Annotated in this window: 24 protein-coding genes; 9 read left to right on the forward strand and 15 right to left on the reverse strand. The window is 39.1% G+C overall.

Features of this window, described 5'->3' with window-relative positions; translation table 11 throughout:
- Window positions 1–96: 96 nt before the first annotated feature.
- Window positions 97–1,146, forward strand: coding sequence for a PDDEXK nuclease domain-containing protein (locus tag PVK71_RS10380; RefSeq protein ID WP_274418370.1), 1,050 nt, complete (start codon window positions 97–99; stop codon window positions 1,144–1,146).
- Window positions 1,147–1,256: 110 nt separating this feature from the next.
- Window positions 1,257–1,589, forward strand: coding sequence for a PBPRA1643 family SWIM/SEC-C metal-binding motif protein (locus tag PVK71_RS10385; RefSeq protein WP_105054831.1), 333 nt, complete (start codon window positions 1,257–1,259; stop codon window positions 1,587–1,589).
- A gap of 139 nt (window positions 1,590–1,728) precedes the next feature.
- Here PVK71_RS10385 and nagK read toward each other — a convergent pair whose 3' ends face one another.
- On the reverse strand, window positions 1,729–2,640 hold the full coding sequence (gene nagK, locus PVK71_RS10390; RefSeq protein WP_130044577.1) for an N-acetylglucosamine kinase: 912 nt from the start codon (window positions 2,638–2,640) through the stop codon (window positions 1,729–1,731).
- Between the two features lie 126 nt (window positions 2,641–2,766).
- Window positions 2,767–3,510, reverse strand: a complete 744-nt coding sequence (locus PVK71_RS10395) for a tRNA-uridine aminocarboxypropyltransferase (RefSeq protein WP_274418372.1) — start codon at window positions 3,508–3,510, stop codon at window positions 2,767–2,769.
- Window positions 3,511–3,596: 86 nt separating this feature from the next.
- Here PVK71_RS10395 and PVK71_RS10400 point away from each other — a divergent pair, with 86 nt between their 5' ends.
- The gene (locus PVK71_RS10400) at window positions 3,597–4,400 is read left to right on the forward strand and encodes a sterol desaturase family protein (RefSeq protein ID WP_274418373.1); all 804 of its coding nucleotides are present in this window, start codon (window positions 3,597–3,599) and stop codon (window positions 4,398–4,400) included.
- 34 nt (window positions 4,401–4,434) lie between these two features.
- On the opposite strand, the gene PVK71_RS10405 is transcribed toward PVK71_RS10400, so the two are convergent.
- Together PVK71_RS10405 and PVK71_RS10410 are read right to left on the reverse strand one after the other, a co-directional pair.
- On the reverse strand, window positions 4,435–5,124 hold the full coding sequence (locus tag PVK71_RS10405) for a pseudouridine synthase (protein WP_274418374.1): 690 nt from the start codon (window positions 5,122–5,124) through the stop codon (window positions 4,435–4,437).
- Window positions 5,125–5,310: 186 nt separating this feature from the next.
- Window positions 5,311–6,903 carry an AbgT family transporter gene (locus tag PVK71_RS10410; protein WP_274418375.1) on the reverse strand — a complete coding sequence of 531 codons (1,593 nt, stop codon included), beginning with the start codon at window positions 6,901–6,903 and terminating at the stop codon, window positions 5,311–5,313.
- A gap of 331 nt (window positions 6,904–7,234) precedes the next feature.
- Between PVK71_RS10410 and PVK71_RS10415 the strand changes: the two genes are divergently transcribed.
- Window positions 7,235–7,717 carry a C40 family peptidase gene (locus tag PVK71_RS10415; RefSeq protein ID WP_443111709.1) on the forward strand — a complete coding sequence of 161 codons (483 nt, stop codon included), beginning with the start codon at window positions 7,235–7,237 and terminating at the stop codon, window positions 7,715–7,717.
- Between the two features lie 74 nt (window positions 7,718–7,791).
- On the opposite strand, the gene PVK71_RS10420 is transcribed toward PVK71_RS10415, so the two are convergent.
- On the reverse strand, window positions 7,792–8,127 hold the full coding sequence (locus PVK71_RS10420; RefSeq protein ID WP_274418378.1) for a DUF3802 family protein: 336 nt from the start codon (window positions 8,125–8,127) through the stop codon (window positions 7,792–7,794).
- Window positions 8,128–8,400: 273 nt separating this feature from the next.
- On the opposite strand from PVK71_RS10420, the gene PVK71_RS10425 reads away from it, so the two are divergent.
- Window positions 8,401–9,270: a fructosamine kinase family protein gene (locus PVK71_RS10425; RefSeq protein WP_274418379.1), complete on the forward strand. Its 870-nt coding sequence runs from the start codon at window positions 8,401–8,403 to the stop codon at window positions 9,268–9,270.
- A 182-nt stretch (window positions 9,271–9,452) separates the two neighbouring features.
- Window positions 9,453–9,656 carry a CPXCG motif-containing cysteine-rich protein gene (locus tag PVK71_RS10430; RefSeq protein ID WP_274418381.1) on the forward strand — a complete coding sequence of 68 codons (204 nt, stop codon included), beginning with the start codon at window positions 9,453–9,455 and terminating at the stop codon, window positions 9,654–9,656.
- 72 nt (window positions 9,657–9,728) lie between these two features.
- On the opposite strand, the gene PVK71_RS10435 is transcribed toward PVK71_RS10430, so the two are convergent.
- Window positions 9,729–10,337 (reverse strand): riboflavin synthase subunit alpha, encoded by a 609-nt coding sequence (locus PVK71_RS10435; protein ID WP_274418382.1) that lies wholly within the window; start codon window positions 10,335–10,337, stop codon window positions 9,729–9,731.
- A 278-nt stretch (window positions 10,338–10,615) separates the two neighbouring features.
- Here PVK71_RS10435 and PVK71_RS10440 point away from each other — a divergent pair, with 278 nt between their 5' ends.
- A complete protein-coding gene (locus tag PVK71_RS10440; protein ID WP_274418383.1) occupies window positions 10,616–11,998 on the forward strand; it encodes an MATE family efflux transporter in 1,383 nt (460 codons plus the stop codon).
- 89 nt (window positions 11,999–12,087) lie between these two features.
- Here PVK71_RS10440 and PVK71_RS10445 read toward each other — a convergent pair whose 3' ends face one another.
- Both PVK71_RS10445 and PVK71_RS10450 read right to left on the reverse strand, forming a co-directional pair.
- Entirely contained in the window at window positions 12,088–13,077 is a 990-nt protein-coding gene (locus PVK71_RS10445; RefSeq protein ID WP_274418384.1) for a hypothetical protein, read from the reverse strand.
- Window positions 13,078–13,091: 14 nt separating this feature from the next.
- Window positions 13,092–14,408, reverse strand: a complete 1,317-nt coding sequence (locus PVK71_RS10450) for an anaerobic sulfatase maturase (RefSeq protein WP_274418385.1) — start codon at window positions 14,406–14,408, stop codon at window positions 13,092–13,094.
- Between the two features lie 213 nt (window positions 14,409–14,621).
- On the opposite strand from PVK71_RS10450, the gene PVK71_RS10455 reads away from it, so the two are divergent.
- Both PVK71_RS10455 and PVK71_RS10460 read left to right on the forward strand, forming a co-directional pair.
- Window positions 14,622–15,407 (forward strand): formylglycine-generating enzyme family protein, encoded by a 786-nt coding sequence (locus PVK71_RS10455; RefSeq protein ID WP_443111711.1) that lies wholly within the window; start codon window positions 14,622–14,624, stop codon window positions 15,405–15,407.
- Window positions 15,408–15,460: 53 nt separating this feature from the next.
- Window positions 15,461–17,155 carry an alkaline phosphatase family protein gene (locus PVK71_RS10460; protein ID WP_443111710.1) on the forward strand — a complete coding sequence of 565 codons (1,695 nt, stop codon included), beginning with the start codon at window positions 15,461–15,463 and terminating at the stop codon, window positions 17,153–17,155.
- Window positions 17,156–17,213: 58 nt separating this feature from the next.
- Here the strand turns inward: PVK71_RS10460 and PVK71_RS10465 are convergent, their stop codons facing one another.
- The 7 genes from PVK71_RS10465 to PVK71_RS10495 form a co-directional block, all read right to left on the reverse strand.
- Window positions 17,214–18,128: a LysR family transcriptional regulator gene (locus PVK71_RS10465; RefSeq protein WP_274418564.1), complete on the reverse strand. Its 915-nt coding sequence runs from the start codon at window positions 18,126–18,128 to the stop codon at window positions 17,214–17,216.
- A 63-nt stretch (window positions 18,129–18,191) separates the two neighbouring features.
- Window positions 18,192–19,541 (reverse strand): hypothetical protein, encoded by a 1,350-nt coding sequence (locus PVK71_RS10470; protein ID WP_274418387.1) that lies wholly within the window; start codon window positions 19,539–19,541, stop codon window positions 18,192–18,194.
- 2 nt (window positions 19,542–19,543) lie between these two features.
- Complete coding sequence (locus PVK71_RS10475; RefSeq protein ID WP_274418388.1) at window positions 19,544–21,241, reverse strand: vWA domain-containing protein; 1,698 nt, start codon at window positions 21,239–21,241, stop codon at window positions 19,544–19,546.
- The gene (locus tag PVK71_RS10480; protein WP_274418389.1) at window positions 21,234–22,301 is read right to left on the reverse strand and encodes a VWA domain-containing protein; all 1,068 of its coding nucleotides are present in this window, start codon (window positions 22,299–22,301) and stop codon (window positions 21,234–21,236) included. The genes PVK71_RS10475 and PVK71_RS10480 overlap by 8 nt, the downstream gene beginning before the upstream one ends.
- Window positions 22,291–22,827 carry a DUF4381 domain-containing protein gene (locus PVK71_RS10485; protein WP_274418390.1) on the reverse strand — a complete coding sequence of 179 codons (537 nt, stop codon included), beginning with the start codon at window positions 22,825–22,827 and terminating at the stop codon, window positions 22,291–22,293. Before PVK71_RS10485 ends, PVK71_RS10480 begins: the two co-directional genes overlap by 11 nt.
- Window positions 22,824–23,762: a DUF58 domain-containing protein gene (locus PVK71_RS10490; protein WP_274418391.1), complete on the reverse strand. Its 939-nt coding sequence runs from the start codon at window positions 23,760–23,762 to the stop codon at window positions 22,824–22,826. The genes PVK71_RS10485 and PVK71_RS10490 overlap by 4 nt, the downstream gene beginning before the upstream one ends.
- Window positions 23,763–23,770: 8 nt before the next feature.
- The gene (locus PVK71_RS10495) at window positions 23,771–24,775 is read right to left on the reverse strand and encodes an AAA family ATPase (protein WP_274418392.1); all 1,005 of its coding nucleotides are present in this window, start codon (window positions 24,773–24,775) and stop codon (window positions 23,771–23,773) included.
- Between the last annotated feature and the right edge of the window lie 68 nt (window positions 24,776–24,843).

The raw sequence follows: 24,843 nt of genomic DNA on the forward strand, positions 1-24,843 counted from the left end.
AGCAATCCTTCATTATCCCAATGCAATTAAATAATTTAATCAATAAGAATGAGCCAGTAATTACCAAAATTATTATTTCAAAGCTGCGAGGACATTATGACTAAGCCATTAATACCACAATCAAACGTATTACTAGACAGTATTCGAGATGTATTAAACCGCAGCCATAAACACGCTGCTCAAGCTGTTAATTCAACGATGGTTCAAACATATTGGCGGATAGGACACTTGATCGTTGAAGATGAACAACAAGGACAAAGCCGAGCTGAATACGGCAAAGGGACTCTAAAAGCATTATCACTTTCTTTAACTAAAGAGTTTGGAAAAGGATTTGATGTTCGTAACCTACGTAATATGCGAAGTTTTTATCAGACGTTTCCAATTCGGAACGCAGTGCGTACCGAATTGAGTTGGACTCATTACCGTATCCTTATTCGCATCGAAAACAATAAAGCTCGTCAATGGTATATGCAAGAATCTATTGAGCAATCTTGGTCTGCTCGAGCCCTAGAACGTCAAATTGGTACTCTCTATTATGAACGCTTATTGGCTAGCCAAGCTGATAATAAAGCGATTAAACCTGTTTTAAATGAAGCAAAGCAACACACTGATGCTCTTGCTGTATCAGCAAAAAACTACCTACGAGATCCTTACATTTTTGATTTTCTTGGTTTACCGACCGACTCTCTTCAAGAAAATGAACTAGAGCAAGGGCTCATTGATAATCTCAAAAAATTTCTACTTGAATTAGGAAAAGGTTTTGCTTTTGTTGAACGTCAACAACGCATTACAACAGATGATGGTGACTATTACATCGACCTCGTCTTCTATAATTTTCATCTAAAATGCTTTTTACTGATTGATCTAAAAATGCATAAATTGACTCATCAGGATGTAGGTCAGATGGATATGTATGTAAGAATGTATGAAGAAAAAAAGCGACGCAGTGATGACAACCCTACTATTGGCTTAATACTGTGTACTGAAAACAATAAAACGGTAGCAAAATATTCAGTCCTCAATGAGAGTGAACAACTCTTCGCTTCTAAATATATAACAGAACTACCAACTGAAGAAGAGTTACGCCAACAGTTAGAAAAGGATCGTCGACTAATCCTCGAACAGCAAGGAAAGTATGAATACTGACACCAGACTCTGTCTTAATTATATTTAGAGCTTTATTCTAGTTTATTGCTAGGCACTTTGATGGTATAAAGTGCCTAAAATACTGTGTTCAAAAATTATAAGGCTCCAAGATGTCTAAAATGTTCTTCAAAGGTCGTATCGAAACTCGTCAAAATCACGTTCTTTCTGGTTTTAACACCAAGCGTGACGTTAAGTTAGGTACTGAAGAAGCACCACTAACTTTAGTTGTTCAAACAGAAGAGCGTAAAGTTGAAATTGAAGCGCAGCTTACTGAGCACAACTTATTCGCAAACATCGAAGTGAATGCTGAGAAAGAAGAAAATATTCTTGAGCTTGAAGGCGTTTTAAACAAGCCAAAAACAACTCGCTTTGAAAAAACACCTAACCGCAACGAACCTTGTTCTTGTGGTAGTGGTAAAAAATACAAAAAATGCTGTGCTTAATAACGACTCCGTTATTTAACTTTTAGCTAAACAGCTGATTGTATTTAAAAAAAAGAGCCTCTGTTTATCTGTTAGTAATAACAAACAACATGAGGCTCTTTTTGTATCTGCATTTTCTATTCTAAATATTGAGTCAAGATTAGTCTTTAATATTTAAGAATGCTGCACCACGAACGCCGCCAGAATCACCGTGTTTTGCTTTGATAATACGAGGCACGCGACCTACTGATAATAAGTGCTTTGGAAGACGTTTCGGCAACTCTTCATAAATCAATTCAAAGTTTGATAAACCACCACCCAGTGCTACAACATGTGGGTCAAAGCAGGTAAACAGGTTAGCAAAGCAGATCGCTAATAGCTCCATAAAGCGCTCAACATGCTCTACCGCATTCACATCACCTTCGGCATGGGCTTTAATGATATCAATCGCTTTCTTTTGTTCGCCATAATAATGCGCATAAAGTAGTTCAAAACCACGACCAGAAAGGTAGCTATCTAAGCAGCCTTTATTACCACAACCACAGCCTAATAACGGCGCGTTTTCACCAAGGTGGAACCATGCATCGATTGGTAAACGAGAGTGGCCTAACTCCCCTGCTACATGGCTGTAACCAGAGAATGCTTTACCATCAAAAATTAAACCACCACCAAAACCAGTGCCTAAAATTAGGCCCATAACTGATGGAGAGTCTTTTAATTCTTCATCCCACGCTTCTGATAGTGCAAAACAGTTCGCATCGTTATCAATTTTTACTGAACGACCAATTTTTGCTTCTAAATCTTTACGTAAGAATTGACCTTTTGCTGCAGGTACATTACTTGTTAATAAAGCACCCGTTTCAGCGTCTTCCATTCCTGGGATCCCTAAACCGACTTTACCTTCAACGCCAAATTCAGCATCATATTTTGCAATTAAGCCAGCAATGTCATCAACCAATAATGCGTAATCTTCTGTTTGTGTTGGAATTCGTTCAGTGGCAACGCGCTCTAATTTTTCATTAAACGCACCAAATTCAATCTTTGTGCCGCCTACATCAAAACCGTAGTACATAAGGTATCCTTGTCCTAATCTATTTTAAATTTTTTATGGTGTTATCTTACCTAATTTATATAAATACAGACTGTGACCTAGGCGGAATTACCTTCTATTTTGTGTGAAATGTACCTCAAATCCCCATTAGATTTGGTTGCTTTCTTTCAGTTTTGTACGAAAATCAACCAAACGTTTTAACCCCATCCCTCTTTCTGCTCCCTTCACTGGTCGCTTACTGTAAAGGTAGTGCTCTCGAAATAGCTCAAACCAACACTCTAGATGCTTCGCATTTTCTTTTTCACCAAATAAATCCAATACCAAACTTGCTACTTCTGCCGTAGCAAGCTGATGATCTTTTGATGCTTTACGCATAATGTAGCTAGACAGGTGCTCACTATTAAATGACAACACAGGCAATTGATGTAGGTAAACACTTTTACGATACATACGGCCCGCTTCGCGCCAACTGCCATCAAGTAAAATAAATAAAGGCGTTTTACCCTCTTCAACCACAATATCATTCGTTACTAAGACTTTATTTTCAATTTGCTCTTCTGGGAAGATAACAAACGGTTGATACGAGTCATCTTGCAATAAAGCAAGCATCTCTGGATTTGGCTCAGTACGAGACCACAGATAAGCATGAGTCTCAGGAATTAAGTCTGCAATAAGTTTGCCTGTGTTGCTTGGTTTTAAAACTTCAGTATCAAACATTATTAACAAAAAAGCCGCGTTAGATTGAACGTTTGGTTGATGCTCACAAATGCAGTAGTCTTTATGTACTTGGCAGTACTCACAACGGTTCACATTAGCACCACGCGCATTAAAGGGTTTTGTAGAACGTGCTAATCTTTCTTTATGTAATTGGTGGACTTTGTGAATACGCATTTGCAATAACCAAGCTATTTATATGGAAAAAAAAGCGCATTTTACTTACAGTATGAGTAATAACAAGTTTAATAAGAGAATTCCGAATGGAAATTAACTGGATTGAATACAATGACCCTCTACGCTTGGGCTTCTTTATCGTTGCATTCATCATTTTTGCTTTAGCTGAATACCAATGGCCACGTAAAGTCTTAACGCAAAAAAAATCTACACGTTGGGCTAGTAACATAGGTTTAGTCTTTTTTAATAGCTTAATTCTTCGTCTCACTCTGCCTTTATTAGCCATTGATGCTGCTTTTATTGCACAACAAGAACAATGGGGATTATTTAATTATTTAAACACGCCATCATTTTTAACAGGGCTTCTTTCTATCTTGTTATTGGATTGGTTAATCTATTGGCAACATCGCGCCTTTCATCGTGTTCCTTTATTATGGCGCTTGCATCGAATGCATCATTCAGATCAAGACATTGATGTCACAACAGGGACGCGTTTTCACCCTATCGAGATCATTATCTCTATGTTGGTAAAAATAGCGGCTATTGGTTTACTTGGAATTCCAGTTGAAGCGGTTATTCTGTTTGAAATTACTTTAAACGTCAGTGCGATGTTTAACCACAGCAATCTGTTTATCCCAACGTGGTTAGATCGTTATATTCGAGTGTTATTGGTGACGCCTGACTTCCATCGGGTTCATCATTCTGTTCATATCTCTGAAATGCATAATAATTATGGTTTCTTTTTATCTATTTGGGATCGCATTGGTAAAACCTATTTAATAAAACCAATAGATGGGCATAAAGAGATGAAAATCGGGCTTGGTTTTTTCAGAAAAGAAAAAGAACAACGCTTAGATAAAATGCTGACGCAACCATTTAGAAATAAATAAAATATGGTAATGAGGTGTTCACAGCACCTCATTCTTATTTGCTAAATGAGTTTACTTCTTCTTCCGTTAAGTAACGCCATTGACCTTCGTTTACATCAAGACTGATCGATCCAATCTTCTCACGGTGTAAAAAGACGACTTTATTACCAATCGCTGAAAACATTCGTTTTACTTGATGAAACTTACCTTCCGTAATAGTAAGTAGAACCTCTTGGGGCGTAATAATATCAAGCTTGGCAGGACGCGTAAGTTGTAATTCACCTTGTAACTGCACTCCGGTTGCAAATTGTTTCTCTGCATCTTCTGCTATTGGTTTACGTAAACCCACTCGATACACTTTTTCACATTTTTTATTTGGGGTAATTATATTGTATGACCAATGTCCATCATCAGTAATTAACACTAACCCTGTCGTGTCTGCATCCAAGCGTCCAGCAATATGCAACTCTGTATTATTCCCCTCTTCTATATAGTTAAATAAAGAGGGATAAGCTTCATCAACATTAGAGCAAATAGTATTCGCTGGCTTATTCATTAACAGATAACGAAAAGGTCGAGCGACTAACTCTTTCCCATTCAGCGTAACTTGATTATTTTCATGAACTTGGGTTGACTCAAGTGTGACAACGTCACTGTTTATTTTAACCCTTCCCTCAAGAATCAACTCAACCGCTTGGGCTTTCATTAATTCTGTACTTTTACAAATAAACTTATCAAGACGCATAGAACCACACATTACCACTTATCATAACGTCATTATCCTTGCTCTATTCAAATAAGCAATCGTATTACAAAAACGAGCGATCAAAAAAGGCGATCCGAAGATCGCCTTTTTATTTATATGCTTAGAGCTAATTATGTACCTTGCTCTAATTATATACTCAGAACTAAGTGCTTATTCTATTAACCATTATGGCGTATAGAACGTTGCTGCACCCGGACCTACTGGTAAACCGAATACGAATACCCACAGGTAGAACAGAATACTCCAACCAAACATGAACACCATTGAGTATGGAAGCATGGTTGCAATCAGTGTACCGATACCTAAATTCTTCATGTAACGTGTCGCTACCGCAAGGATAAGACCAAAATAGCTCATCATTGGAGTGATGATATTTGTTGTTGAATCACCGATACGGTAAGCCGCTTGAATTGTCTCTGGTGCGTAACCTACTAGCATTAACATTGGAACAAAGATTGGTGCGGTTACTGCCCACTGTGCAGATGCAGAACCGATCATTAAGTTAATGAAGCCACACATTAAGATGAATGCGAAAAACAACATAGGACCAGTAAGGCCGATATCTTGTAGGAAGCTCGCTCCACCTACCGCAATCACTTGACCAAAGTTAGTCCACTTAAAGAAAGCAACAAACTGTGCAGCAAAGAACACAAGAACAATATACATGCCCATTGAAGACATTGATGTTGCCATTGCATTGATCACATCACGATCATTCTTCATTGTGCCTACAATTTTACCGTAAACAAAACCAGGAGCCGCGAAGAATACAAAGATAAATGCCACAATACTCTTCAAGAATGGAGAGCCTGCAACCGTACCAGTTGCTGAACGTAATACACCATCTTCAGGAACAATCGTCCATGCAAGTAATGCACTCACAACAAGAACAGCCACACCTGCAAATTTAAGACCTTTCTTCTCAACAGCAGTTAGTTTACCCATCTTATCGTTTGATAAATCTTCAGATGCTTCTTCATCGTTATATTTGCCAAGTTTTGGCTCAACAATTTTCTCAGTAACAAAAGCACCAGTAATTGAGATAAAGAAGGTTGATACAAACATGAAGTACCAGTTCGCTTCAGGGCCAACCGTATACGTTGGATCAATCATTTGTGCTGCTGTTTCTGTAATACCAGAAAGCAGTGGATCAACCGTACCGATTAAAAGGTTTGCAGAATAACCACCTGATACACCAGCGAATGCCGCAGCAAGACCAGCTAACGGGTGACGACCTAATGAGTGGAAAAGCATAGCTGCTAATGGAATAAGAACTACATAACCAAGCTCTGATGCAGTATTTGAAATAATACCAGCAAAAACAACGGTTACAGTAACCATACGCTGAGATGCACCCATTACCATGCCACGCATTGCTGCAGATAACATGCCAGAGTGCTCGGCAATAGCAACACCAAGCATTGCTACAAGAACAGTACCTAATGGAGCAAAACCAACAAAGTTTTTAACTAAGTTAGTAACGATAAGTTGTAAGCCTTCAGCGTTAAATAGGCTAACCACGTGGATCATGCCATCAGCAGCACGGCCTTTTGCCCCTTCTGGGCGAGGATCGATTACTGATAGTTCAAAGTAGCCAGCAATACCTGATGAAATTAAAATTGCCACACAAAAGATTGCAAAAAGAGTAATTGGGTGTGGTAATAGGTTTCCTAAATATTCAACCGAATCAAGAAAACGTGTGAACAACGGCCTTTTTGGCTGTTGTTGGTTCTGTTGTTGCGATGCAGACGAACTCATCTGTAACTCCTTGTTTTTTTTGTCTTCCTTTATAATTAAAACACCCCATTCTGAATCAAATGGTTAAATAATATGTATTTTAGTTAAAAGTAAGTACTTCCAAAATTCACACAAAGGTTACACGATTGTAAAAATCATTAAAAGTTCAAAATGTCACAAAATATTTCATTTGTAGTATTTATAACCAGTTTTTCATTAAATTGCAAAACTTACAATTAACATTACACGGTAAGTATTTACAATATCAATAATTATATAATCTTTTTTTATTAAAATTGCTTTTTTCTATAGAGATAAGTCAGAATAGTCATGTTGGTTTTATTATCTAGGATTGAACATGACTCGTCATTTTATCTCTATTATTGCTTTACTCAGTTTATTTGGTTGTGCCTCCCCTTCAGAGCCACAGCTTACAAAACAAGAAATTAGTACTCAATATCCTCAATTATCCACTTCTGATGGATATCAAAACTATTTTCAAGAATGGCAAGGTGTTCCATATAAATACGGCGGCACAAGTAAGCAAGGAGTGGACTGTTCGGCTTTCACACAAGATGCATTAAGTAATTTGCATCAACAATGGCTTCCAAGAACAACACAATATCAGGTTGAAACCGGGATTAAAATTCCTCTAGCTAATGCTAAAAGAGGCGATCTTATTTTCTTTAAAACCAGCGTAAAGGTAAGACATGTCGGCGTCTATATTGGAAATCGTGAGTTTATGCATGCATCTACATCGAAAGGCGTGATCATTTCAAGCCTAGATAATCCCTATTGGAAGAAGGCATTTTGGCAGGTTAGACGAGTACTATAAAAGAGCATAAAAAAGCCAAGTAAATTGAATAACGTTCAACGTTCTTGGCCCATTTTTAGTTCTAATTCTGATAATTATTGGAATGCGCTATCAAATAGATTCTTAATCAAGCCTATATAGTCATCTAAGAACATCACTTGCTCATTTGTCGCTTTTTGAACCCAAGCACTTGCTAATACTTCACCTAAATCTGCCACCACAGCATCAGCTTCTCGTAATAAGGTAAATCTCACTTCCGATTCTAGTTCTGGATTTTGTGCAAATACCGTCATTAAATTAGAAGCTACTAAATCAGTCACAATGTCTTCGACGGTTTCTTCCCCAGTATCCCCTTGCTGGTTAGCAAAAATAGCTAAATTCTCTGTAAGGTATTCAATTAATGAATGGTAGCCTTCAGTATTGACAATCATAATTTATCCACTTGTTATGGTTCATAGCGCTTAAAATATTAAAGGCTTATAAACTTATTTTTAATATGTTTTGTCACAATTTATCAAAATAGAGAATAACACTCAAATCCTTTCCATTACTATTGACAGTGCAAGCAATTATAAGGGTGATTTTTATACGTTACCGTTTATCTAATTAATTGTATTGGTATTATCTGCCATACTTCACAGATATTTATTAGGAATACACTATCCTTAATGATGTGGTTTTTCAGATAATCAAGAGAGGCAATTATGTGGCAGGCTATAGCAAAGCAAATCTCTGACGTAACAGGACGTCCCTTCACTATTTCTGAACGTGAGATCATCACTGGTGGAGAAATTAATGATTGCTATATGATCAGTGATGGCTCTCAGCGTTATTTCGTTAAAATAAATGAACGAGCTGAGCTTCCGATTTTTGAAACAGAAATAGAAAGTTTAAATCAACTTGATCAATCCGATCACATCTTCGTTCCCTCTCCACTTCATGTTGGAACCACTAAAGACCACGCTTTTTTAGTCTTAAATTTCTTACCCACTAAACCCATGGATAAGCAAACCTCTTTTGATCTTGGTGTGAGCTTAGCAAACCACCATTTATGGGGTGACCAAGTTGAATATGGCTTTGATTGTGATAACTATCTTGGCAATGTTCTACAAGTAAATACTTGGCATCGTAAATGGGCCTGTTTCTTTGCTGAGCAACGTATTGGTTGGCAATTACAATTATTGCATGAGAAAGGAATGGAATTTGGTGACATTGAAACATTAGTCAAAAATACTAAAAATATCCTACACAACCATCAACCCAAACCTGCACTTTTACATGGTGACTTTTGGCATGGCAATATCGCGTTAAGTGTCAAAGGGCCTATCAGCTATGACCCTGCCTCTTACTGGGGTGATCCAGAGTGTGATTTAGCAATGGCTGAATTATTTGGAGGCTTTCAAGATAGCTTTTTTGACGGGTACCAATCCATCACTCCTATTTCTAATGGGTTTGAAACTCGACAGCATCTATATAACCTGTATTACATTCTTAACCATTGCATCATGTTTGGTGGAGAATACATGTTTCATGCTCAACAACTCATTGAAAAACTTAACCTAAATAAAAAATAACCACATAAATCATGAGATGGTACTTTCCATCTCATTTTTTTACTCATCTTAATGAAAAAACATCGAAGCTATCAACTTTTACACTTAATTCACTACAAAAACCAACTCTGTTTTCTACTATTAACGAGTAACCAATAGTCAACCTACATATCGTAATTGCAGAACAGTAGAAGGAGTTTGTTGTGAATAATTACACTAACCAGAATATCCAGTGTCCAAATTGTCATCATTCCATTGATATGGTGATTGACCAAAAACAATCAAATAAAAAAATCTATGATGATTGCCCATCTTGCCACCGTGCTATCGAATTTAGTATGGAGGTTAATCCTAATACCCGAAAAGTGCATTTATCTTTCAATAATGACGAAGATGGGCTGTTCTGATAATAAGGATTTTAATGCTACTTCCTATTAACTATACCAATGTAATTAATTAGATAATTACTGGAATTGGTATTAAGATTGATTCGCTAATACTCGCTCTACAGTATCAACAATAGCTTGTGTTTGCGGATCGATTTCTAAATTAATTTTATCGCCAATATCACGACCACTTAAATTAGTTCTTTCCAGAGTTTCAGGGATCAAATTAACGTTAAAGCCTTTCTCATCAACATCACCAATGGTTAAACTAATTCCATCAACGCCAATATAGCCTTTATGTAAAATATATTTTGTCCACTGCGGTGCGACATCAAACCAAATTTGGCAATTTTCTGTGGTCTGGTTAATCTCTCTCACTGTCATCACATCAACAATATGACCTGACATTGAATGGCCGCCAATTTCATCACCAAAGCGGGCTGCACGCTCAATGTTAATAAGTTGCCCTACTTCCAATAACCCAAGGTTAGTTAAACGCAATGTTTCTTCAATCAAATCAAAAGAAATAAGATGCCCATCTATTTTGGTTACGGTTAAACAGCACCCATTATGAGCAACGGAAGCACCAATTTCTAAACCTTGATGATACGGTGCAGGAATTTCTATTACATGGGTTTGAAATTTCTCTTTCTTTACTATTTCAATTACTTTCGTCGTTGTCGCAACAATCCCAGTAAACATCACTCTCTCCTATCAATACCATCAAATATATTGAATTGTTTTATTTGATTTTGGCTATTTTAAAAATATCTACGATACGTTGAATATTTCATTTTGTGAAGTCTCTCTTAATCTATATACTGTCAACTTTCTGCTTACCTTTAACAGTTTCCTCTGTTCAAAGCACTCAATCAGGCCCAATTTTCTTTTGCGATAGCGACTAGCGCAAAATGAACTCGCATTTATGCTCTTTAATACATTAATGCCCTTTTTATACTAAAAATTTGTACGGTGAATCAGTGCACAGATACCAAAAAGAAATCGTTCGATTAATTAAATTATCAACACCAGTCCTAATTGCGAGTGTCGCTCAGACGGGCATGGGTTTTGTTGATACTGTTATGGCTGGTGGCGTAAGCGCAACTGACATGGCAGCAGTGGCAATTGCAGCAAGTGTTTGGCTTCCATCAGTATTATTTGGTGTTGGCTTATTAATGGCGCTTGTACCTGTAGTTGCTCAATTGAACGGTTCAGGAAAATCTAAAAAAATCCCATTTGAAATCCATCAAGGTATTTACTTAGCGTTAATCGTTTCTGTACCGATTATGCTTATCCTTTATAACGCTGGCTTTATTATTGCGGCTATGGATGTAGAACCTGAGTTATTTGAAAAAACTCAAGGGTATTTACATGCTGTGCTATGGGCTGCTCCTGCATTTTTATTATTCCAAGCATTACGTAGCTTCTGTGAAGGCTTATCGTTAACCACGCCAGCAATGATCATCGGTTTCATCGGTCTAGCAGCTAACGTACCGTTAAACTGGATGTTTGTGTATGGTGAGATGGGTGCGCCAGCATTAGGCGGCGTTGGTTGTGGTGTTGCGACTGCTATTGTTTATTGGCTAATGTTTATCACCATGGTGATTTATACGTTTATTGCGCCTAAATTACGTCGTGTGAATTTATACGAAACATGGAATAAACCACAAGCGAAAGAGATCTACCGTTTATTCAAATTAGGTTTACCTGTTGCGCTGTCTATCTTCTTTGAAGTAACTTTATTTGCAGCAGTTGCCTTATTAGTGTCACCATTAGGCTCAATCGTTGTTGCTGCACATCAGGTTGCGATTAACTTCTCATCGTTGATCTTTATGGTACCAATGAGTATCGCGATTGCCGTTAGTATTCGTGTTGGCCATAAATTGGGTGAAAACGATCTTGAAGGCGCTAAGATTGCAAGCTTCTGTGGATTAGCTTTTGGTTTACTAATGGCATGCTGCACTGCGGTATTAACTTTATTGTTCCGTGAGCAGATCGCATATCTATATTCTGACAACAAAGAAGTAATTGAACTGGCGGTAAGCCTTATGCTTCTTGCTTCTATTTACCAATGTACTGATGCAGTTCAAGTAGTTGCAGCTGGTGCACTTCGTGGCTACAAAGACATGACGGCTATCTTTAAGTGTACGTTTGTGTCTTACTGGATTGTAGGTTTACCTGCGGGCTACGTTCTTGGTATGACAGATTGGATCACTGAGCCAATGGGTGTTTATGGCTTCTGGTTTGGCTTTATTGGCGGTCTAACGACTTCTGCGATTTTATTAAGCTTGCGTTTACGTTGGCTACAAAAGAACCCTACGAAAATCAATATGGAAGTGGATGAACTGCAAATAGTGCATTAATTCAAACAAATATAAACTGCAAAGCCCAAGGTATTGATACCTCGGGCTTTTTTATGCCATATACAAACTAAATATTATTACATCGCCAATTATTTTTGTTTTTCTTTTAGTTGGGTAATTACGTAGTCAGGAGCAACTTTGGCAAGCTCTTCTAAACACGCCTCCGCTTTATCATTTCCATAGCGTACATAAATATCACATACCGCGTACAACTGCTCAGGTGAGCCTGAAATTAAATACGCTTTTTCAAACGATTCTGTCGCGGTTTTCAAGTCAATATCTTCATGCAAAACGCCATTTAAATACCAATAATAGCTATTATTTTCGGCTAAATCAGCAGCAGCCTGTATTGATTGTGCTGCTTGTATTTTCTGACTTAAACGTACCTGAGTTAACGCTTTAGAGTAATATAGACTCGCCTCTTTTGGAAGCAGAACAATCGCTTTGTCTAATACTAATAAAGCTTGTTCATCTCGGTTCTGTGCTCGGTAATTATCCGATAAATTTAACCATACTTGCGAATTGTTAGGCTCTATCTTCACAAGCTCCTGATAAATGGTATCTGCATTAGCCCACTCACCATGCCAACGATAGACATCAGCTAATAGTAATTGGTCAGCACCGTCTTTCTGCTTTTCCAAATATGCGGTTACTTCTTGATATGGTGCTTCAATTTGAGCTTGCTGAGATGCCGACATCTGGTTGTATTCACGAAGCAAGTTTGCCGTTGCTGCTATACGAACGCTCAACTCAGAATCGGTTAATAACGGCGATACTATCTGCCAGCGATGTTTAAATTGATATAAATCCGAACCTATTACAGCCGCTTCACGGATCATGGGGTCAGGATCTTTCAATCCTCTTGCTACGGCAACTAAACTATTTTGATTTGGGTAACGCGCTAATTGACGCAACGCCTCTGCGCGCTTCTCTGTACTCTCATTTTTATTTTGTGCCGTATAAGCCAATTGTTGCTCTGGTGTCATATTTTGCAGTGAATCCGTCGCATATGTTGGCGTTGCAATGGCAAATAAACTAGCAAACCCTAGTGCGGCGCATTTTTTCAGTAATGGTTTCATTCTCTCCCCCTATATTAAAACTTAGTTGGAAACGCAGAAGATTGCGCTTGCTGTCGAGCCGCATCACTAAACTTTCCATGTTGAACAGGGTTACCTAACATTCTTAAAATATACGCTATCGATTTATCAGCATGAGCAAAGAATTTTTTCCATCCTGCACATAGATAATTCAAACCCGGCTCTCCATCACGTGTTTTAATAAATCGATTTTTTGGACACTCACCATGACAGGCAAATTTATAATCACATTGCTGGCATTGAGTAGTTAATGTTTTCGCTTTAGCAAAGCCAAACTCTTGCTGTTTACGACTGTACGCCAGTTCATCTAATTCTTGAGTATGGATATTGCCAATTTTATATTCTGGATAAACATAATGGTCACACGCAAATACATCGCCATTGTGTTCCATTGCTAATCCTTTTCCGCAAATTTCGCCCAAGGTACATAATGGGTTTTTACGCCCCATCCAAGTTTCGACACTGGCTTCAAAATATTGAACGAACACTTTGCCTAGATCATGCTGTGCCCATTCATCAAATACGGTAATTAGGAAATTACCCCATGCTTCATCTGAAACACACCAAGGTTCCATGATTGATTCTTTGTTTCCCGGAATAAGGCGCTTATCCCCTTGACGCAGTTGTGCAGCCAGTTGCTCTGTTTGTGGCGCTACTGTTCTAAAGGTTTTTTGTTCAACAATCGGAATAAACTGCATTTGCGGCGATTTCACCACATCTCGTAAGAATCGATACACTTCTAATGGATTTCTGCTCGTTAAGTTATTTACACACGTTAAAGTCGCAAATTTCACTTGATGCTTATGCAGCAAATCCACCGCTTTCATCACTTGGTTAAAGGTTCCTCTACCGGCTTTATTAGTACGGTACGCATTATGTAATAGCTCAGGGCCATCAATACTTAAACCAACTAAAAAATTATTTTCGGCAAGAAACTCACACCACTTATCGGTTAATAAGGTACCGTTAGTTTGTAAATCATTAGAAATCATGATCCCTTCTGGCTTATATTTTTTTTGAAACTCTACAATTTTCTTAAAGTAACCTAAACCTAGTAATGTTGGCTCTCCACCTTGCCAAGAGAAGATGATTTCAGGGGTATTTTGACCTTCAATGTATTGACGAATATACGTTTCTAAGGTCTCGTCATCCATTTGTGGTGAGCAGCCTTTTTTGTATTCAAGTAAGTCCTCTTTACTTAAATAATAGCAATACGTGCAATCAATATTACACACGGCACCAATGGGTTTTGCCATGACATGTAATCGTTTTGAAGCCTTACCCTGAAACTGAGGACCTTGAGTAATTATCATACTGATTCCTATTGATAGTGAGTGTTTGATTTAAGAAAAAAACTTACCTAAAAACCTATTAGCCACCCTTTATAGCCAGTTAATAAGTAAGTTCTAACTCCATCATAAACAAAAAGAACAGTGGTATTAGTTATACACGTTATTCCATTTTGGAAAGTATTTTCACTGTATGATAAACACTCAATCATTACTGTAGAGAATGTCATGTTTAGAATCTATTTTTTAACCAAAACCAAAACATTACTCATCCCACTCTTGTTCAGCTTTACATTGGTAGGATGTGCAACGGCGCCACCACACCCTGTAACTCAAAAAATAGAAGAGACCATGGTCTATGTTGAAGGTGGCGAATACCTTATGGGCTCAGACTCTCTATCCGCCACAAAAGCAGAAAAGCCCGCTCACCTTGTCTCAGTTAATGACTTTTATATATCAAAATTTGAGGTCACTCAGGAATTATTTGAAGCGGTAATGGGATCATCTCTCAGTTACTTCCAATCCCCAGACATTCCCGTAAATAACTTGAGCTGGCAGCAAGCCAATTACTTTATTGAAAAACTCAATGAACTGACAGGTGAAACTTACCGTCTTCCGACTGAAGCTGAATGGGAATATGCAGCTCGCGGTGGAAAGTTAAGCCAAAATTATACCTACAGTGGTTCGAACAACATTGATGACGTCGCATGGTTTGCAGATAACGCCAATAATAAAGCGCATCCAGTTGGAATGAAGCAACCCAATGAACTAGGCTTATATGACATGACAGGTAATGTAGGCGAATTTGTTAGTGATGCCTATGACGATACTTTTTATCGTTTCTCACCAATCGATAATCCAAACAATGCACGAGACGAAGCAAGCGGCTTAGCGCATAAATCAGTCCGAGGCAGCAGTTTTTCTTATAAGGCAAATGAATCAGAAAACTACCGTCGAGATTTCGCAAGCCAATCCATCATCATGGCTGATATGGGGCTACGCTTAGTAAGAGATGCAAAGTAATCAACACTTAAGATTACCAATAAAAAGTTACTCTTTTGGCAAGGAATAAAAACATGAAGAACAACGCATTACATTGTCTCGTACTCGCTGGAGTATTGATGACACCAGTAACCGCTCTGGCGAATGAGCATAACCCTAAACTCATCTTACAAATTACCGTAGATGGTCTTCGTGGTGATTTGTTAGAACGCTACAAAGCGAACTTTGGCGAAGATGGTTTTCGCTACTTAATGGAAGATGGTACTTATTATACCAATGCCCATTACCAACACGGAAATACCGAAACGATTGTTGGACATGTCTCACTTGCTACAGGAGCGCCACCTAGTGTGCATGGCATGGTTGGTAATGTGTGGTATGACAGAAACGAAGAGCGCTTGGTCTATAACGTTGAAGATGGCAATTACAGCATGCTTACTTCTGGCGCTGGTGTAAATAAATCAACCGAGATCGACCCGACTCAAAAAGTAGCAACCCAAGATGGTCGTTCTCCTGAACCAATTTTATCTACTACATTCAGTGACGAATTAGCAATCGCAAGCAATGGTGAATCAAAGATATTCTCAGTATCAGTAAAAGATCGTGGCGCCATTTCATTAGGTGGTCATTCAGGAAAAGCGTTTTGGTTCTCTAAAGCACAATCAGAATTTGTGACCAGTAATTACTATTATGATGAGTACCCAACATGGGTAACCGCATGGAATGATAAAAAAATACCTAATCAATACTCAGGTAAAAAATGGGCATTATCACTACCAGAAGATAAATATACTCTAAAAGAAGGCAATCCCGATTACAAAGTTGACCTTGCAGGATTTAAACGTACCTTCCCTCACCCGTATGGCCCTGCAAGCTATAAATACTACAGCACCATGCTAACACTTAGCCCAGCAGGTGATGAGATCACAGGAGACTTTGCTGAAACACTGCTTAAAGAAGAAAACTTAGGCAAAGGAAAGTTTACTGATTACCTTGCGGTTAGTTTCTCATCAAATGACTATGTGGTTCATATGTATGGCCCATCAAGTTTAGAAACAGAAGATAACTTAATTCGATTAGATAAAACCATTGCCAACCTACTTAAAAAAGTCGATAAGCAAGTCGGATTAAAGAATACGCTGATTGTACTTTCAGCCGATCACGGTGTACCTGAAGCCCCTGCTACGGTTAATGCGTTAGGCGCAAATCAAGCCGCTTATTTCAATCAAAACACCCTAATTTCTCCAGAATTACTTGCGCGTTTAAAAAGCGAATTTGGCTTAGAGAAAGACGCCATTCGTTTATATGCTCAACCTTATGTGTATTTAAATCATGAGGTAATCAAGAAGAAAAACGTAGCGTTAGATAAAGTACAAAAAGCAGTAGCCGAAGAGCTGTTAAAAGTGAAAGGCATTGCGTATGCGGTAACAAGCTCAGATATTGAGAAGAACCAAGTACCTAATACTCACACGATGCAACTGGTGAAAAACAACTATCACCCAATGCGATCAGGAGATGTTTATGTCGTTTATAACCCTAGAAACTACATTAATGACATGGAAGGATTAACCATAGCCTCAACACATGGTTCTCCTTGGCGTTATGATACTCATGTTCCGGTTATCTTTGCTGGATATAATATTGATGATGAAAAAATAAGTCGCGAAATTACCCCTTACGACATTGCTCCAACCTTATCGAATGTTTTAGGTATCACGCAACCAAGTGGCGCAACTGGTGAGGTTTTGAAAAAAGTGACTCAACATTAAATACCGCCATCAAAAAAGCAGCCTTATTATTGGGCTGCTTTTTTACTTTTGTATCAATCTACTTAATTTCGTGAAATTCGGCTTTGGCTACTTTTTGTATTTGCTGTCTCAACCAACGATGTCCACTTTCCGTTGTTCGACTTGGGTGCCAAATAGTACATAAATTGTGCTCTTGTTTCTCAAACGGTAAATCCATCGCTTTTAAATTATAGTAGTTACCCAAGCCATCTACCGCTGATTTGGGCATCAAACCAATCATCTCTGTTGAGCCAATAATAGGCATCATTTCTAATGCACCTGAGGCTCTAATCACAATATTACGTGCTTCCAACTCTTTAATGTCTTCCCCATTAAGTAAACTACTTCGACTATGCCAACGAGCTGCTGCCACGTGCTCTTCTTTTAAAAACTCATCAAGCGAGATGGACGTTCCTATCCTTGGGTGATCTTTACTGCACACAACCATCAGTTTTTCAGAATATACGACTTCTGATTTCAACATAGTTCTACCACGGATAGCCATGTCTATGACTAGATCATATCGCTGTAAGCGTAAATCAGCTTCAAGGTCCTCGGTAAATTGAGGATGTATTTCTAACGCAATATGTGGCGCAGCCTGTCGAATTTGACGTACCAATCTTGGAATAAAAGAGTGAGTAACCGTAGAGACAACGGCAATAGAAAAGATACGATTAGACGTTTTAGGATCAAACTCTCTTGACGCTGACAGTGTTGAAGTGAAGTTTTTGAGTGCCGCAGACATCGCAGGATAAATATCAGAAGCAAAGACCGTAGGCTCTACCCCTGTTGTGCTGCGATGAAAAAGCGAATCATCATAAATTTCACGTAACCGCTTTAGTGCTTTACTTACTGCAGGCTGGCTAATATTCATTCTTATAGCCGCTTTTGATAGATTACTTTCTTCATAAATAGCGACGAAGATAGGGATTAAATTTAATTCAGTACTTTTCATTATAACCATCATGGTCTATTTATCCTGATTTCACTGTATATCATTGATAAATAGACACAAGCGCTATTCTTCAGTTTTGTGTAATTTCTCCTGAACATCCGTGTTTTTAGCGAGGTAATGCTCTCGGTATTTATTTAACTGAGGAAGTGCTCTTTTAGGTTTCAGTCTAACAAAAAGAGCAATAAATGGATTCGATAATACATTTATCTTCTTCCAAAACCTTCTTGATAGTGACACTGTTATCTTGTCGCTTTGAAAATCTGTTGAGTCCTGTTGCCACTTATCAACTTGCGAATGCTTTTTAAGTTCAAGTTGCTGATGCTGTTGTCGCAATACACGATAAAGCAATACTCTTACTTGGCTCCATTGACCATGCTTAACTGCCCTTGAATAGATCCACCACGCAGGTAAAGGGTGCGTTTTATAATAATGTCTTATTCGTACCACAACAAAACCAATGAGAATCACACTAGCTGATACTATCAGAATAAAAGTCCAATAGGCTTTTAACCATGACTGGAATGTATGCGAGACCTTAACCGTTTCTCCTGCTACCTCTATGGTTTTTAGTTGTTGAGAATCTAAATCCCACCATGTTAATTGATAGGTTGGAAAAGTGAACTCACCTCCTGCTTGCAGCACATACACACTCGACTCTTTACGTTCTGAAAAATAATCACCACGTGTTTGAGAGTCTGAAAGTTGATTGGGCTGCGGATAGCTTTGGTACTCATGGTTAGAAGAACTATCTATTATACTAGGAAGCAACATCGCTAAGGTATCTTCACCTCTAATAGTAAGTGTTCGAGTTATTGTATCTCCGACTTTTAACTCCTCACTTGAGCGATTCCATTGCTGAACTATGCTTAGATTACGCCCAGAGACCCACGCTTGATCGTCTGTTAATAACCCTGATGGTATTGCTGCTGTAAATTGCTGCGGCGCACTGTATAAGATGCCTGATACATTACCGCCTCCCTCACGGGACACCTCGATATTCACTTCGGTAGAAGGCACCACAAAGCGCCCTTTCTCTTGCGGGTATAAGGTAATTTCCCAACGTTGATGGCTCCAAGTGATCCCATCTTTTCTTTCAGTAAAATTGGTCGCTAACGTATTTCGCTGCTTAGTGACAACATTCGGGATCTCAATATTGGCGATGCGAGTACCGCTGGTAAACCATCTTGGGGTCGCTACTTCAATATAAAGAATGATTTGCTCATTGACTGCGTAGCGAGGCGTTTTAAGTGATGTTTCCTTATTAGTTGGCTCACTAAGCCACGTTTTTATTATTACTCTGTCTGATTTATTTAACTCATTTGGTGATGTCGCGTGCGTTGGAAAGCTGAAACCCGCAACTATCATAATAACGAAGAACATTAGATGAGTTGTGCCGTATTTACTAATGGTCATCTTCACTTCTCCTTCACTGCATCTGTTGCGTGATTGCGCGTTTGTTCGTATCGTTGCAGTTGAAACTTAGCACGTAAAAAATATTTCGGGTCAGCCTCAACTCTACGTAACCATTTATCGGCTAATTCTTGACTGCCCAAAATCTCATTGGCATTGAGGCTCTCTTTTGTCATTAAAGAGGCATCAACCTCTTCATCGGCACCATCCCCTGTTTTAGGCTGATCGTCTCCTAGCTCAAACGACTCTTCTGGACCGTCAGTTGTTCCTTTTTGGCTTTCACTGGTACGGTTTACTTCATCGACAATACCTTGCATCACAGACAAATTATTTTCCGTTTTTTCTCTTAATTCTGAATCAATATCATCAGCTAATAACCCCTGGAAAATATCCCGCGCTGCTACATATTCTCTTTGTCTTGCTAGCGCGTTTGCCGCATTAAACAGGCCTAAATTAGACTTCACTTGTAAAAATGCGCTGTGGGCTAATTGATATTCTCCCGCATAGTAATACGCAGTTCCTTTTTTAAGTGGGTCTTGGTACTGCTTTGCCGCTTTTAAATAGTCTGATTGTTCGAAATACCATTGCCCTTGCTGATCTACTGTCAGCCATAAATCCATCCAGCCATCAGTGATTTTTTGCCATAATGTCACCGTACTCACTGGCTCTTCAGTTTTAGCTTTTAAACTCACGTTTTCAGCGTAGGTCGCCGTTGAATATAAGGTTGGAAAAACCACACACCCCACTAAACACCATTTCACTAACCACCCCTTTCTAAACCATGAAAGCATCAATAACGCGACCAAAAAAAGTAAATAGTAACCCATGTCTTTCCATGGCATCGCTGACTCATTATTCAACTGCATATGACGCTGAATTTTATTGTTTAATGATTGAATATCACGGTCATCAACCGTCACTTCAACCACACTACCATCGCTTTTTCGCGCTAACGTTTGTAACGAGGATAAATCCATTGGGTTATCACTAACTCTATCTTTATTGCCAGCCGCCAGTACCAATAGTTGATGTGAGCTATTTTGAAAATACTCTTCATACGCTTGAATCGTCTTTGGATTAACACCGTCACTGATCAGTAAAACGGTTCCTGCGCTGTTATCACCAAGTTGTGGTTCTATTAATGCTAGCGCACTCTCTGCACTCTTTCCTTCAACTGGCATAATATCAGGATGAATTGCGGCTAAAAACGGAGCAAAAACAGAGTTATCTTTAGTTAATGGCATGGCTAAATGTGAAGAGCCGGAGAATACGACAAGCCCGGTTTTTCCACCTTTTCGTTCATTAAGTAAATCTCGGATCTTCTGTTTAGATCGCTCTAACCGACTTGGCGCTAAGTCTTTTTGCAACATAGATGGGCTATTATCTAATACAATTAACAACGCTGCTTTATCTTCACCAAACGGGGACGGTTCACGCTCCCAAGTTGGCCCTGCACACACAATAATAGCGATAAGCATAGAGACACTAAGTAACTTGAGCGGAAGCTGTTTTTTCCAACCCATATCATTGATGGTTAATGCCGAACGCAAATGCTCAGGTAATACATCTTGCCATTCATTCTTACTGTCCTGCTTCCAACGTAAATACACCAACAAAGTAAAAGGTAATAAGGCCAATAGCCACCAAGGTCGAATAAAATGAAACTGCTCAACGATTTGTTGCCACATAAGAGAATCAAACATCCGCCTCTCCTGCTTTAAAATAACGTTTAACAGTCACTAAGCTAAACGCCAATAAATACATAATAACGATCAACATTACTGGGTAGTAATGTATTGATTGCTTTAGACGATAAGTCGTACTCTCGTACAATTGCGGTTCTAATTTTCCAATTTCATCATAAGCCAAACTTAATTCGTCACGGTTCATCGCCTCAAATGCATTACCACCGGCTAATTTAGCCACTCGATTTATGACTTCCATATCAAGCGCTTGTTCACCCACGGTTTTTGGGTCCCCCATCGCTATCATATGAATACGAACCCCTTTCGCAGCGGCGACTTTTGCCGCATCTATTGGTTCAACATAACTGCCTGTGTCATTACCATCGGTTAGTACAATCGCAACTTTTTCTCTTGGTTTTATATCAATCGTATTATCTAGTTTTACCGCCGTTTCATCGTCACCACTTTGCTCGAATACTTTTATCGCTAAACCAATGGCATCGCCTAAATGGGTACTTTGCCCAGCCATTGCCACATCGGTTTGATTAAGCAATTCAAGCCAAACTTTTTGATCAGCGGTAAATGGTGTTTGAACAAAAGCCGCATCACCAAACAAAATGAGCCCTAAACGATCGCCTTTCCTGGTTTTCACAAAATCGGATAGCACTTCTTTTGCAGCATCTAGACGTGAAATAGATTGGCGCTCACCATTATCAGTTGGAGTAGAAGAAACGAAATCTCGCTCAGCCATTGACCCTGATAAATCGACCACAACCATTACATCTCGTCCTAGCTGTTCACGGGTTTGCGGCTCTCCTAAAATGGTCGGTTTGGTTAATGCTAAAACCAATAACCCCCAAGATAAAATCAAAATTGCTTTTTGCCACACACTAGGGGTAAGCTGACTTGCCCCATCAGATGGCGTTTCATCTAAGGCTTTAGCAACCACATCAAAGAATGGCACCTTAATCGCAGATTGACGAGTACGATAAGCAGGAATGAACCAATAAATAACCATTGGTAATGGTAATATCCACCACCAATACGGGTTCGCAAATTCAAGTTGTTCAACCAACATTCGTTTCTCCCTGATGATGATGTAACCACGCTTCACATAAGATGAGTAATTGCTGTAACTCTTGAAAGGTTAATTGTTTTTTACTCTGAACTAACGCTTTCATCCACCTTTTACCAATGTCATCATCAAAATAGGTCAAACTTTGTGGACAATAACCGTCGATTACGCAAAGAAAATCATGACCAAAAATAGGGGCATGTTTAGGATTAAGATAAACAATCGCAGCTTTCATCACCTCAAACAGATCATGAGTTATTTGCTGACTCACTTGTGATTCATTCGACATTTTCGCTTGCTCATCAAGCCTTGCTTTCATGGAAATAACGAATGTTAACGCTTCACGACGATAGCGATTTCCCCACCACTTTTTTCCCCATTTTATTGCTTTGTAGAGACTAAAAACGACCAAAGCGATTGCGATTATTTTCCAACCTAACGTTTGAGGAAACCAGCTGACATGTTCAGGGGTAACTACTTCACTCAGATCTCTTAATATATAGCTACTTGGTGGTGTATGAAGGCTCATCGACGACCTCCTACAGCACGTTTAAATTGTTCGATATGAGTGCCTGATGTATCAGTCTCAATAACAGGCAATCCTTTTGCAGCCATAAGTTGGATCAGTTGTTCTCTTTTTAAACTTTGCTGTTCACTTAACCCTTTATTGGCTAAATCAAACTTCTTTGCCTCATTAATACTAATTTGCAATGAACCATCGCCAACAACCCAGTCGTTATGTAATGCTGGAAGATGGGATTCAAAAGGATCAGAGATAAGCACACCAAGTACGTCGTTATGCTTTTGAAGGTGCTTTAAATGGGTAATATCATCCGGTGTAGTGCCATGCCAATCACTAAAAATGATGATTGTCGTTTCTTTTAATTTTAGGCGTCCTAATAAGGTGACAAATTGAGAGACACTCACCGCATCACTGTCTTTACTCATCACATCTAACGACTGATTTGTATTGGCTAACAACTTTAATCGATGGAGTAAATCCCCTTGAGATCGTTTTGCGGTTAACCAATGCAGTTTCTCTGTTGATTGAAGAACAAACCCCACTCGATCACTGTCTTGTAATATTCGCCAAGCCGTTAATGCTGCAAGCTCTGCTGCAACGACCGATTTCATGGTATCGACAGATGAGAAGTACATGCTACTGCGTTGATCGACACAAATAATAAAATGACGATCTTTCTCTTCAGTATAGGAACGAACATGAGGCTTACCGGTTCGCATCGTGACTTTCCAATCCAGATTACGAATATCATCACCGAGTTGGTAATGTCTTAGCTCTTCAAAATTTAAACCTCGCCCCCGAAAAATAGACGAATGGCGGCCAGACAACGCAGTGCCTGATTTTAAATTAGGTAATAAACTGAACGCCCTCGCTTGAGATTGCAGTTTAATTAGCTTGCTGTAATCACAATGTATTCGTGGATCAGTACTTTTATCCTTCATAAAAAGCCCTACCCAATAACAACGTGATCCAATAACTCATTAATGACTTGCTCTTGCGTTACACCATCCGCCAACGCGTCGTAGCTCAAGGTTACACGATGCCCCAACACAGAATGAGCCATTGCTCGTATATCATCAGGCTCTACGTAATCTCGACCTTGCAACCACGCATAAGCTCGCGCACATTTATCCAGAGAGATCGACGCTCGAGGGCTTGAGCCTATTTCGATCCAGCGAGATAAATTAGACTCGTTATAACGCTCAGGTTTACGTGTTGCCATAATTAAGGCGACGATATAACGCTCACTGATCTCAGAGACTTCGATTTGAGATAACTCGCTTCTTGCTTGCATGACGACAGAAGGATCAAGCTGAATATTAGCTGCGCTTTCTGACTTATCCTCCTTTTTTTCCGCTGTCTGCTTTTGAGAAGATTCTTCGCCACGAACAAGGCGTATAATGTCTAATTCGGCCTCATCATCAGGATAATCAACAGAAACCTTCATGATAAATCGATCCATTTGCGCTTCTGGTAATGGATATGTACCCTCTTGTTCTACTGGGTTTTGTGTGGCGAGTACCATGAAGAGTTCAGGTAAGGTGTGCGTTTGATCGCCAACGGTGATCGTTCCTTCCGCCATCGCTTCTAATAATGCCGCTTGTACTTTAGCTGGCGCTCGATTAATTTCATCCGCCAATACTATGCTGTTAAAAATAGGCCCTGGTTGAAAATGCAGTTGTGGTTTACCGTTTAACTCTTGATACACCTCAGTACCCGTGACATCCGATGGAAGAAGATCTGGTGTAAATTGAATCCGCCCAAACGAGGTATGTAAGTTGTCTGCTAATGATTTAACTGAACGTGTTTTAGCGGTTCCCGGTAGGCCTTCAAGCAGTACATGACCTTGAGTTAATAACCCAATAACCAACGAGCGTACCACGTGAGACTGACCAATAACGGACTGTTCAACCTGTGTTATCAATGTATTTATTGCCTGTTGGGTTTGATTCATGTTTGCTCCCTATCCTAACGAGATAAATTTTATCTATTCATTGTAAATACTTGCTCTATAACTATTGG

The organism is Aliivibrio sp. S4MY1, assembly GCF_028765545.1.
In the GTDB taxonomy this organism is placed as follows: Bacteria; Pseudomonadota; Gammaproteobacteria; order Enterobacterales; family Vibrionaceae; genus Aliivibrio.

Bases quoted from the DNA above. Each gene is read 5' to 3' on its own strand.
- PVK71_RS10425 (WP_274418379.1), top strand. From the start codon at position 8,401: ATGTGGCAGGCTATAGCAAAGCAAATCTCTGACGTAACAGGACGTCCC.
- PVK71_RS10395 (WP_274418372.1), bottom strand. From the start codon at position 3,510: ATGCGTATTCACAAAGTCCACCAATTACATAAAGAAAGATTAGCACGT.
- PVK71_RS10405 (WP_274418374.1), bottom strand. From the start codon at position 5,124: ATGCGTCTTGATAAGTTTATTTGTAAAAGTACAGAATTAATGAAAGCC.
- PVK71_RS10470 (WP_274418387.1), bottom strand. From the start codon at position 19,541: ATGACCATTAGTAAATACGGCACAACTCATCTAATGTTCTTCGTTATT.
- PVK71_RS10385 (WP_105054831.1), top strand. From the start codon at position 1,257: ATGTCTAAAATGTTCTTCAAAGGTCGTATCGAAACTCGTCAAAATCAC.
- PVK71_RS10380 (WP_274418370.1), top strand. From the start codon at position 97: ATGACTAAGCCATTAATACCACAATCAAACGTATTACTAGACAGTATT.
- PVK71_RS10445 (WP_274418384.1), bottom strand. From the start codon at position 13,077: ATGAAACCATTACTGAAAAAATGCGCCGCACTAGGGTTTGCTAGTTTA.
- PVK71_RS10475 (WP_274418388.1), bottom strand. From the start codon at position 21,241: ATGTTTGATTCTCTTATGTGGCAACAAATCGTTGAGCAGTTTCATTTT.
- PVK71_RS10490 (WP_274418391.1), bottom strand. From the start codon at position 23,762: ATGAAGGATAAAAGTACTGATCCACGAATACATTGTGATTACAGCAAG.
- PVK71_RS10420 (WP_274418378.1), bottom strand. From the start codon at position 8,127: ATGATTGTCAATACTGAAGGCTACCATTCATTAATTGAATACCTTACA.
- PVK71_RS10480 (WP_274418389.1), bottom strand. From the start codon at position 22,301: ATGTTGGTTGAACAACTTGAATTTGCGAACCCGTATTGGTGGTGGATA.
- PVK71_RS10485 (WP_274418390.1), bottom strand. From the start codon at position 22,827: ATGAGCCTTCATACACCACCAAGTAGCTATATATTAAGAGATCTGAGT.
- PVK71_RS10450 (WP_274418385.1), bottom strand. From the start codon at position 14,408: ATGATAATTACTCAAGGTCCTCAGTTTCAGGGTAAGGCTTCAAAACGA.
- PVK71_RS10410 (WP_274418375.1), bottom strand. From the start codon at position 6,903: ATGAGTTCGTCTGCATCGCAACAACAGAACCAACAACAGCCAAAAAGG.
- PVK71_RS10495 (WP_274418392.1), bottom strand. From the start codon at position 24,775: ATGAATCAAACCCAACAGGCAATAAATACATTGATAACACAGGTTGAA.
- PVK71_RS10465 (WP_274418564.1), bottom strand. From the start codon at position 18,128: ATGAAAAGTACTGAATTAAATTTAATCCCTATCTTCGTCGCTATTTAT.
- PVK71_RS10460 (WP_443111710.1), top strand. From the start codon at position 15,461: ATGAAGAACAACGCATTACATTGTCTCGTACTCGCTGGAGTATTGATG.
- PVK71_RS10400 (WP_274418373.1), top strand. From the start codon at position 3,597: ATGGAAATTAACTGGATTGAATACAATGACCCTCTACGCTTGGGCTTC.
- PVK71_RS10435 (WP_274418382.1), bottom strand. From the start codon at position 10,337: ATGTTTACTGGGATTGTTGCGACAACGACGAAAGTAATTGAAATAGTA.
- nagK (WP_130044577.1), bottom strand. From the start codon at position 2,640: ATGTACTACGGTTTTGATGTAGGCGGCACAAAGATTGAATTTGGTGCG.